The sequence below is a fragment of the Streptomyces flaveolus genome (assembly GCF_000716535.1).
Lineage (GTDB): Bacteria > Actinomycetota > Actinomycetes > Streptomycetales > Streptomycetaceae > Streptomyces > Streptomyces flaveolus_A.
This window is the reverse complement of record NZ_JNWV01000020.1, coordinates 340,968-348,852: the sequence shown is the minus strand read 5'-3', so window position 1 is coordinate 348,852 and position 7,885 is coordinate 340,968. Positions and strand designations below refer to the sequence as shown.

General features: G+C 72.5%; 5 protein-coding genes and 1 pseudogene. 4 read left to right on the top strand and 2 right to left on the bottom strand.

What is annotated here, in order from left to right; all coding sequences use genetic code 11:
• Positions 1–102: 102 nt before the first annotated feature.
• Positions 103–966 (bottom strand): phosphotransferase enzyme family protein, encoded by an 864-nt coding sequence (locus OO52_RS23185; RefSeq protein WP_030645865.1) that lies wholly within the window; start codon positions 964–966, stop codon positions 103–105.
• A gap of 176 nt (positions 967–1,142) precedes the next feature.
• Here OO52_RS23185 and OO52_RS23180 point away from each other — a divergent pair, with 176 nt between their 5' ends.
• From OO52_RS23180 to mgt, 4 genes and pseudogenes are all read left to right on the top strand, one after another.
• Positions 1,143–2,075: a carbohydrate ABC transporter permease gene (locus OO52_RS23180; protein ID WP_030645863.1), complete on the top strand. Its 933-nt coding sequence runs from the start codon at positions 1,143–1,145 to the stop codon at positions 2,073–2,075.
• On the top strand, positions 2,072–2,905 hold the full coding sequence (locus OO52_RS23175; protein ID WP_030645861.1) for a carbohydrate ABC transporter permease: 834 nt from the start codon (positions 2,072–2,074) through the stop codon (positions 2,903–2,905). Before OO52_RS23180 ends, OO52_RS23175 begins: the two co-directional genes overlap by 4 nt.
• Positions 2,905–4,203, top strand: coding sequence for an ABC transporter substrate-binding protein (locus tag OO52_RS23170; protein ID WP_037629193.1), 1,299 nt, complete (start codon positions 2,905–2,907; stop codon positions 4,201–4,203). The genes OO52_RS23175 and OO52_RS23170 overlap by 1 nt, the downstream gene beginning before the upstream one ends.
• 70 nt (positions 4,204–4,273) lie before the next feature.
• Positions 4,274–5,516: pseudogene (gene mgt, locus OO52_RS23165) on the top strand (macrolide-inactivating glycosyltransferase).
• Positions 5,517–5,588: 72 nt separating this feature from the next.
• Here the strand turns inward: mgt and OO52_RS23160 are convergent.
• On the bottom strand, positions 5,589–7,832 hold the full coding sequence (locus OO52_RS23160) for an MMPL family transporter (protein WP_030645855.1): 2,244 nt from the start codon (positions 7,830–7,832) through the stop codon (positions 5,589–5,591).
• Positions 7,833–7,885: the final 53 nt, after the last annotated feature.

Below are 7,885 nucleotides of genomic sequence, written 5' to 3'. Positions count from 1 at the left end.
GCGCTGGTCATGGTGGAGACGGCTCAGTCAGACCCGCGCTCGCATCAGCCACTACAAACGGCGAGGCCAAACCCCATAACTGTGATTGCAGTACTAGGCCCCTCAGAAGGGATACCACCGCACCGTCGGGTCCCCGTCCCGCAGCGACGCCACCCTGCGCCGGAACTCGGCCAGCGCCTTCGGGTTGGACGGCGCGTGCTGGGCCACCCAGGCACAGCTCGCCGTCTCCCGGGCGCCGCGCAGGACCGCGCAGCCCTCCCACTCGCGCACATCCCACCCGTACGCCTCGGTGAAGGAGTCGTACGCCTCCGCGGGCAGCCCGTACCGGTCGCGGGAGAGAGCCATGACGACCAGGTCGTGCTCGCGCAGATCGGCGGAGAAGGTCTCCAGGTCGACCAGGACCGGCCCGTCCGGCCCGATGTGCACATTGCGGGGCAGCGCGTCCCCGTGGATCGGCCCCGGCGCCAGGCGCGGTGTCAGCGCCGCCGCCTGAGCGGCGAAGCCGTCCCGGCGCGCACGGAGAAACGCCGCGTCCGAGGGATCGATCGCGTCTCCCGCGAGCCTGAGCCAGCGTTCGACACCGCCCAGCAGATCGCGGGGCGACAACCCGAAGGGGGGAGAGGGCAGTGCGTGCACCCGGCGCAGCAGGGCGGCCAGGTCCCGCGGCTCGGCCGGCCGTACGGGCTCCGGCAGCCGGTGCCACACGGTCACCGGGTGGCCGTCCACCAGCAGCGGCTTCGGCTCGGCCGCCCGTACCGCCGGTACGTCCGCCTCGGCAAGCCAGCCGGCGATGGCCAGCTCGCGCTCGGCCCGCGCCAGCAGCTCCGCGTCCCGGCCCACCTTCACCACCAGGTCACCGGCCGCGAACACCGCGTTCTCACCGAGGGCCAGGAGCCGTGCGTCCCGGACCGGGGCCGGCAGCACTCCCGCCGCGGCCAGTACGTCCCGCGCGCGTGCCTCGTCCATCGTCCTGCCTCCGTGCCGTCTTCCCGTGCCGTGTGTGTCCGGTCCCCGGCCAGTCTCGCATCCGCCCAGGTCGGCCACCGTGCGCGGGCCCGGCGGTCGTGCGCGGTCCCTTGACGGGGTACCGGGCCTTTACGAACATGAACACGCCAACCGGAGCAGGCAAAGGGGCTGATTCCGTGACATCGGTTGCCGAAGCGGGGACACCACCGGCCGGAGCACGGCGGCCGGCCGGCCGCCGCGTCGCCGATCGCGGCGCCTGGTTCCTGCTCCTGCCCGCCCTCATCCCGATCCTCCTGCTCAGCGTCGGCCCGCTCCTCTACGGCATCCTGCTGGCCTTCACCGACGCCCAGTCCGGCCGGACGACCGCCACCCGGTGGATCGGCGCCCTCAACTTCCGTGACCTGCTGCACGACACCCTGTTCTGGGAGTCGTTCCGGATCGGACTGGTCTGGGCGATCGGCGTGACCGTTCCCCAGTTCCTGCTGGCGCTCGGCCTGGCGCTGCTCCTGAGCCAGGACTTACGCCTGCGCGGCCTGGCCCGCGCCCTCGCGATCGTGCCCTGGGCGATGCCCGAGGTCGTCGTCGGCATCATGTGGCGGCTCGTCTACAACCCGGACGCCGGCGTCCTCAACGAAACGCTGCGCGACCTCGGCCTCGGGACCGGCCGGGACTGGCTGAGCGGCCTGGCGACCGCGCTGCCCGCGGTGATCGTCGTAGGTGTGTGGGCCGGTCTGCCGCAGACCACGGTCGCCCTGCTCGCCGGACTCCAGAACGTCCCGCGTGAACTCCACGAGGCCGCGGCGGTCGACGGCGCGGGCGCCTGGCGCCGCTTCCGCACCGTCACCTGGCCCGCGCTCAGACCGGTGGCCCTCGCCATCACCGCGCTCAACCTCATCTGGAACCTCAACTCCTTCGCCCTGGTCTACGTGCTCACGAGCGGCGGACCCGGCGGAAAGACCCGGCTGCCGATGCTCTTCGCCTACGAAGAGGCCTTCCGTTACGGCCAGTTCGGCTACGCGGCGGCGATGGGCTGCGTGCTCGTCGCGGTGGTCTCGGTCCTGCTCGCGGTGTTCCTTGCCGGCCGGCTGCGGGGCGGTGAGGAGGCATGAGGACCCGCCGCGCGGCCCGCGCCGGCCAGTACGCCGCCCTCCTCGGCTACCTGCTCTTCCTGGCCTTCCCCCTGCTGTGGTTGCTGTCCACCGCGCTCAAGTCCCCGCGCGAGCTGGGCAGCCTGCACCCCACATGGATCCCGCGCCACCCCACCCTGGCCAACGTCCGGCAGGCCTTCGAGGAGCAGCCGCTGGCGCACGCCGCCCTGAACTCCCTGCTGGTGGCGCTCTGCACGGCCGTCGTCGCCGTACTGATCGCGACCCCGATGGCCTACGTCATGGCCCGCCACCGCACCCGGCTGGCCCGGGCCGCCACGGGGTGGGTGGTGGTCAGCCAGGCGTTCCCCTTCGTGCTGGTGATCATCCCGCTGTTCCTGGTGCTGAAGAACCTGCGGCTGATCGACTCCCTGATCGGACTGGTGCTGGTGTACGTGGTGTGGGCGCTGCCGTTCGCGCTGTGGATGCTCACCGGGCACGTCCGGGCGGTGCCCGCCGAACTGGAGGAGGCGGCGGCCGTGGACGGCGCCGGGCGGCTGAGAACACTCGTATCGGTGACGGCGCCGCTGCTCGCACCCGGCATCGCGGCGACGGCCCTGTTCGCGTTCGTCACCGCGTGGAACGAGTTCTTCTTCGCGCTGGTGCTGCTCAAGAGCCCGCAGAGACAGACCCTCCCGGTGATCCTCACCCACTTCATCGGCGCGGAGGGCGTGGCCGACCTCGGCCCGCTGGCCGCCGCCGCGTTCCTCGCCACCCTGCCCTCCGTGGCCGTCTTCGCGCTCGTCCAGCGGCGGATCGCGGGCGGCCTGCTCGCCGGGGCGGTGAAGAGCTGATGCGCGGTCGAGGACTGACGCGGACCAGGATCGCCACGGCGCTCGTCGTGCTCCTGCTGCTCCTCGCGGGCTGCTCCCCGGGTGGTCGCACGGACGGCGGCCCGATCACCCTGCGCTTCCAGTCCCTGGCCTGGCAGCAGGAGTCCGTCACCGCCAACAAGGAACTGGTGAAGGAGTGGAACGCGTCCCACCCGGACATCAAGGTCGAGTACGTCCAGGGAAGCTGGGACAGCGTGCACGACCAGCTCCTCACCTCCTTCGAGGGCGGTGAGGCCCCGGACGTCATCCACGACGCCTCCGACGACCTCGCCGACTTCGCCTACGGCGGCTACCTCGCCGATCTGAACGGCCTGCTGCCCGCCCGGCTCAGGTCCGACATCCCGGCGAGCGGCTGGGAGGCGACCACCTTCGGGCACGGCGTCTACGGCGTGCCGTTCCTCCAGGAACCCCGGGTGCTGATCGCGAACGCGGACCGGCTGCGCGCGGCGAAGGTGCGCATACCGACACCGGAACACCCATGGAGCTGGGCGGAGTTCCGGCAGGTGGCCAAGCGGCTCAGCGGGCCCGGGCGGTACGGCGTGGCCTGGCCGCTGAAGGAGCCCGTCTCCGCCACGCTCAACCTGTCCCTGTCGGCGGGCGGGCGGCTGTTCCACCGGGACGCGGACGGGAAGGTCGCCGTACGGTTCACGGCCGGGGACGCGGTCGTACCGCGCACCGTGCACGACCAGGTCGCGGTCGACCGCAGCGCACCCGCCTCCACGCTCGGCAGCGGCGGTTCGGACACCCTGCCGGGCTTCTTCGGCGGCCGGTACGCGATGGTCCCGCTGGGCTTCTCCTATCGCCAGCAGATCGCGCAGCAGGCGCCCGAGGGCTTCCGCTGGGAGGTGCTGCCCGCGCCTGCGGGCGCCGACGGGCTCACCCAGGGCGTCAGCCCGCAGACGCTGTCCGTCTCCGCCGACTGCCCGCACAAGAAGGAGGCGGTCGCGTTCATCGACTTCCTGCTGCGGCCGGAGAACATGGTCCGCCTCGCCCTCGGCGACTGGATGCTGCCCACCGGCACCCGGGCCCTGAAGGACCCGGCCCTGCACACCGAGGAGAACGGCTGGGCCACCGGCACCGCCCTCGCGGCCCGGCTGCGCCCGGCGCCCGCCCAGTCCGTGCGCGGCTACCCGGAATGGAAGGACAAGGTGGCCACCCCGGCCTACCAGGAGTACTACAGCGGCGCCATCGGCCTCGCCGAGCTGCGCCGTCGTCTGGAGAGGGACGGCAATCTGGTGCTGGCCCGCTACCAACGCTGAGCGAGACCGCCGGCCTCGACGAGGCCCGGACCCGCCCGGAACCCGCCACCGGGCCGGGCGGGGAAATCGATTGAACGAGACGTCTCGTCTCGCCTAGCCTTCCGCTCATGACCGCGCCCGCCCACATCGCCATGTTCTCCATCGCCGCCCACGGCCACGTGAACCCCAGCCTGGAGGTGATCCGTGAACTCGTCGCCCGGGGGCACCGGGTCAGCTATGCCATCCCGCCGGCCTTCGCCGACAAGGTGGCCGCCACCGGAGCCCGGCCCGTGCCCTACACCTCCACCCTGCCGGGCCCGGACGCCGACCCCGAGGCCTGGGGGACCACCCTGCTGGACAACGTGGAGCCGTTCCTGGACGACGCCGTCCAGGCGCTCCCGCAGCTCGTCGAGGCCTACGCCGACGACACCCCCGACCTCGTGCTGTACGACATCACCTCCTACCCGGCCCGTGTCCTCGCCCACCGCTGGGGCGTCCCGGCGGTCTCGCTCTCCCCGAACCTCGTCGCCTGGGAGGGCTACGAGGAGGAGGTCGCCGAGCCGATGTGGGCCGGGCCGAGGAAGACGGAGCGCGGACGGGCGTACTACGCCCGGTTCGCGGCCTGGCTGGCCGAGAACGGGATCACCCGGCACCCGGACGACTTCGCCGGCCGCCCCGCCCGCTCCCTGGTGCTGATCCCGAAGGTGCTCCAGCCGCACGCCGACCGGGTGGACGAGCGCGTCCACACCTTCGTCGGCGCCTGCCAGGGCGACCGCGCCGACCAGGGCGACTGGCAGCGGCCCGCCGACGCGGAGAAGGTCGTCCTGGTGTCGCTCGGCTCGGCCTTCACCAAGCAGCCCGCCTTCTACCGGGAGTGCGTGCGCGCCTTCGCCGACCTTCCCGGCTGGCACGTCGTCCTCCAGGTCGGCCGGCATGTGTCCCGCGCCGAGCTGGGCGACGTGCCGGCCCGGGTCGACGTCCGCGACTGGGTGCCGCAGCTCGCGATCCTGCGGCAGGCCGACCTGTTCGTCACGCACGCGGGCGCCGGCGGCAGCCAGGAGGGGCTGGCCACCGGGACGCCGATGATCGCCGTACCGCAGGCCGTCGACCAGTTCGGCAACGCCGACATGCTCCAGGGGCTCGGGGTCGCCCGGCACCTGCCCCCCGAGGAGGCCACCGCCGACCGCCTCCGCGAGGCGGCCCTCGCCCTGGTGGACGACCCGGAGGTCGCGCGCCGGCTCAAGGAGGTGCGGGCGCAGATGGCCCGGGAGGGCGGCACCCGGCGGGCCGCGGACCTCATCGAGGCCGAACTGCCGGGCCACCGCCCGGGGTAGAGACGGCGAGAGCACGGACAGGGCCCGCCGGTTCCCAGCGAGAACCGGCGGGCCCTGCGTCAACGGGCCGCATCAGACAGTCAGTCGCTCACCCCGGTCGGGCACCGGCGTCGCCACCTGTTCCGGCGACTCGTCGTGGGTGAGGTCCGGCAGGCGGTGCAGCCACTTCGGCAGGTACCAGTTGCGCTCGCCGAGCAGTGCCATCACCGCCGGCAGCAGCACCCCGCGGATGACCGTGGCGTCGATCAGGACCGCCGCGGCCAGGCCCACGCCCATCTGCTTCATGGACTGCATGGACAGCGTGCCGAAGATCGCGAAGACGGCGACCATGATGACCGCGGCGCTGGTGACGACCCCGGCCGTGGTGACCACGCCGTGCCGGATCGCGTCCTTCGTCGTACGGCCGCGCATCCGGGCCTCGCGGATCCGGGAGACGACGAACACGTGGTAGTCCATCGACAGTCCGAACAGGATCACGAAGAGGAACAGCGGCAGCCACGTGACGATCGCGCCGACGCCCTCCGCGCCGACCAGCGAGGCACCCCAGCCGTGCTGGAAGACGGCGACGAGGATGCCGTAGGCGGCGGCCACCGACAGCAGGTTGAGCACGATCGACGTGATGGCGACCGTCAGCGAGCGGAACGACAGCAGCATCAGCAGGAAGGCGAAGACGACCACGAACACGAAGACCGGGACGACGGAGCCCATGAGCTGGTCGTTGAAGTCGTTGTTGCCCGCGACCTGCCCGGTCACCGGCGCCTGCACGCCGTCGACCTTGCCGAGCGTGGCGGGCCGCACCTCGTCGCGCAGCTTCTCCAGGCTCTCGGTCGCCCGGTCCATGTCGGAGCCGCCGACCAGCGGCACGGACACCAGGGCCACGTCCTGGGCGTCGTACAGCTTGACGTCGACCGGTCCGCGCGAGGCGCCCGAGGCGACCGCCTGCTTCTTGAAGTCGGCCAGTGCCTGCCGGACCTCGGGCGCGTCGATGTCCTTGGCCCTGACGACGACCTCGGCCGGTTCGCTGCCGCCCGGGAAGGCGTCGTTGATGCGGTTGTACGTCTGCACGATCGGCAGCGAGTCGCCGAACTCCTGGTCCAGGGTGAGCTGCTGGGTCTTCATGCCGAGCGCGGGCGCGGCGACCGCCAGCAGCGCGCCGGCTGCGACGACGACCGAGACCAGCGGCTTGGCCAGCACGCCCCGCAGCACGGCCGTCCAGAACCGGCTGTCTCCGTTCCCCCGGCGCCTGCGGCGGCCCAGGAACGGAAGCCGCCCCTTCTCGACCCGCTCGCCGAGCAGCGACAGCAGCGCGGGCAGCACGGTCACCGAGCCGACCATGGCGACCGCCACCACCATCAGCGAGGCCAGACCCATCGCCTCGAACTCGGCGAGCCCGGTGAACAGCATGCCCGCCATCGCCACGCAGACCGTGACACCGGAGACGATGATCGCCCGGCCGCTGGTCGCGGCGGCGATCCGGAGGGCGGTGCCCGCGTCCCGGCCGGCCTCCCGCTCCTCGCGCTCCCGGCGCAGATAGAACAGGCAGTAGTCGACGCCTACGGCCATACCGACCAGCAGCATCACGGAGTTGGCGGTGTCGCTCATCGGCTGGAGGTGGCTGACCAGGCCCATCAGGCCCATCGTCGCCATGATCGCGGTGATCGCGAGGGCCACCGGCAGCAGCGCGGCCACCAGCGCGCCGAACGCGATCAGCAGGATGCCGAGGGCCACCGGCACCGCCGAGTACTCGGCCTGCTGGAAGTCGTCCCCGAAGGCGTCCTTGTACTGCTTCTGCATGCTGGCGCCGCCGATCTCCTCGATCCGCAGCGTGCCGTGGTCCTTCTGCACCCCGGCGACGGCCTTGAGCACCGGCTCGATCCGGTCGGCCGCCGTCTCCGCGTCACCGCGCAGGTCGAACTGGACCAGCGCGCTGCGGCCGTCCCGGGAGACGGTGTGCGTGTCGTACGGCGAGGTCACCGCCGTCACCTTGCCGGTGCCCTCGACGGCCCCGACCACGTCGGCGACGGCCGCGCGGAACTGCGGGCTGGTGGCCTTGACGGCGCCGTCCTTCGACTGGATCAGGACGGTCTCACCGGCCGGCTCCTTGATCCCGGCGTCATCGATGATCTTCGCGGCGGTGTGCGTCTCCCCCTTGAGCTGATCGCTCTCGTTCACGTCGACCCGGCCCGCCGCCGAGCCGAGCCCCATCGCCAGGACGACGAACAGCACCCATATGCCGACGGCCGCCCAGCGGTGCCGGGCGCTCCAGCCGCCGGCGCGGGCGGCCAGCCCCCGCACCCGCACCTCTGTGTTCCCCATGACGGGTCTTCCCCCTCGTGTGCGGTGACGGCCCCCTGCCGCCACGTCTGCGC

Coding starts and splice junctions, on each gene's coding strand:
- OO52_RS23185 (WP_030645865.1), bottom strand. CDS start 966: ATGGACGAGGCACGCGCGCGGGACGTACTGGCCGCGGCGGGAGTGCTG.
- OO52_RS23175 (WP_030645861.1), top strand. CDS start 2,072: ATGAGGACCCGCCGCGCGGCCCGCGCCGGCCAGTACGCCGCCCTCCTC.
- OO52_RS23170 (WP_037629193.1), top strand. CDS start 2,905: ATGCGCGGTCGAGGACTGACGCGGACCAGGATCGCCACGGCGCTCGTC.
- OO52_RS23160 (WP_030645855.1), bottom strand. CDS start 7,832: ATGGGGAACACAGAGGTGCGGGTGCGGGGGCTGGCCGCCCGCGCCGGC.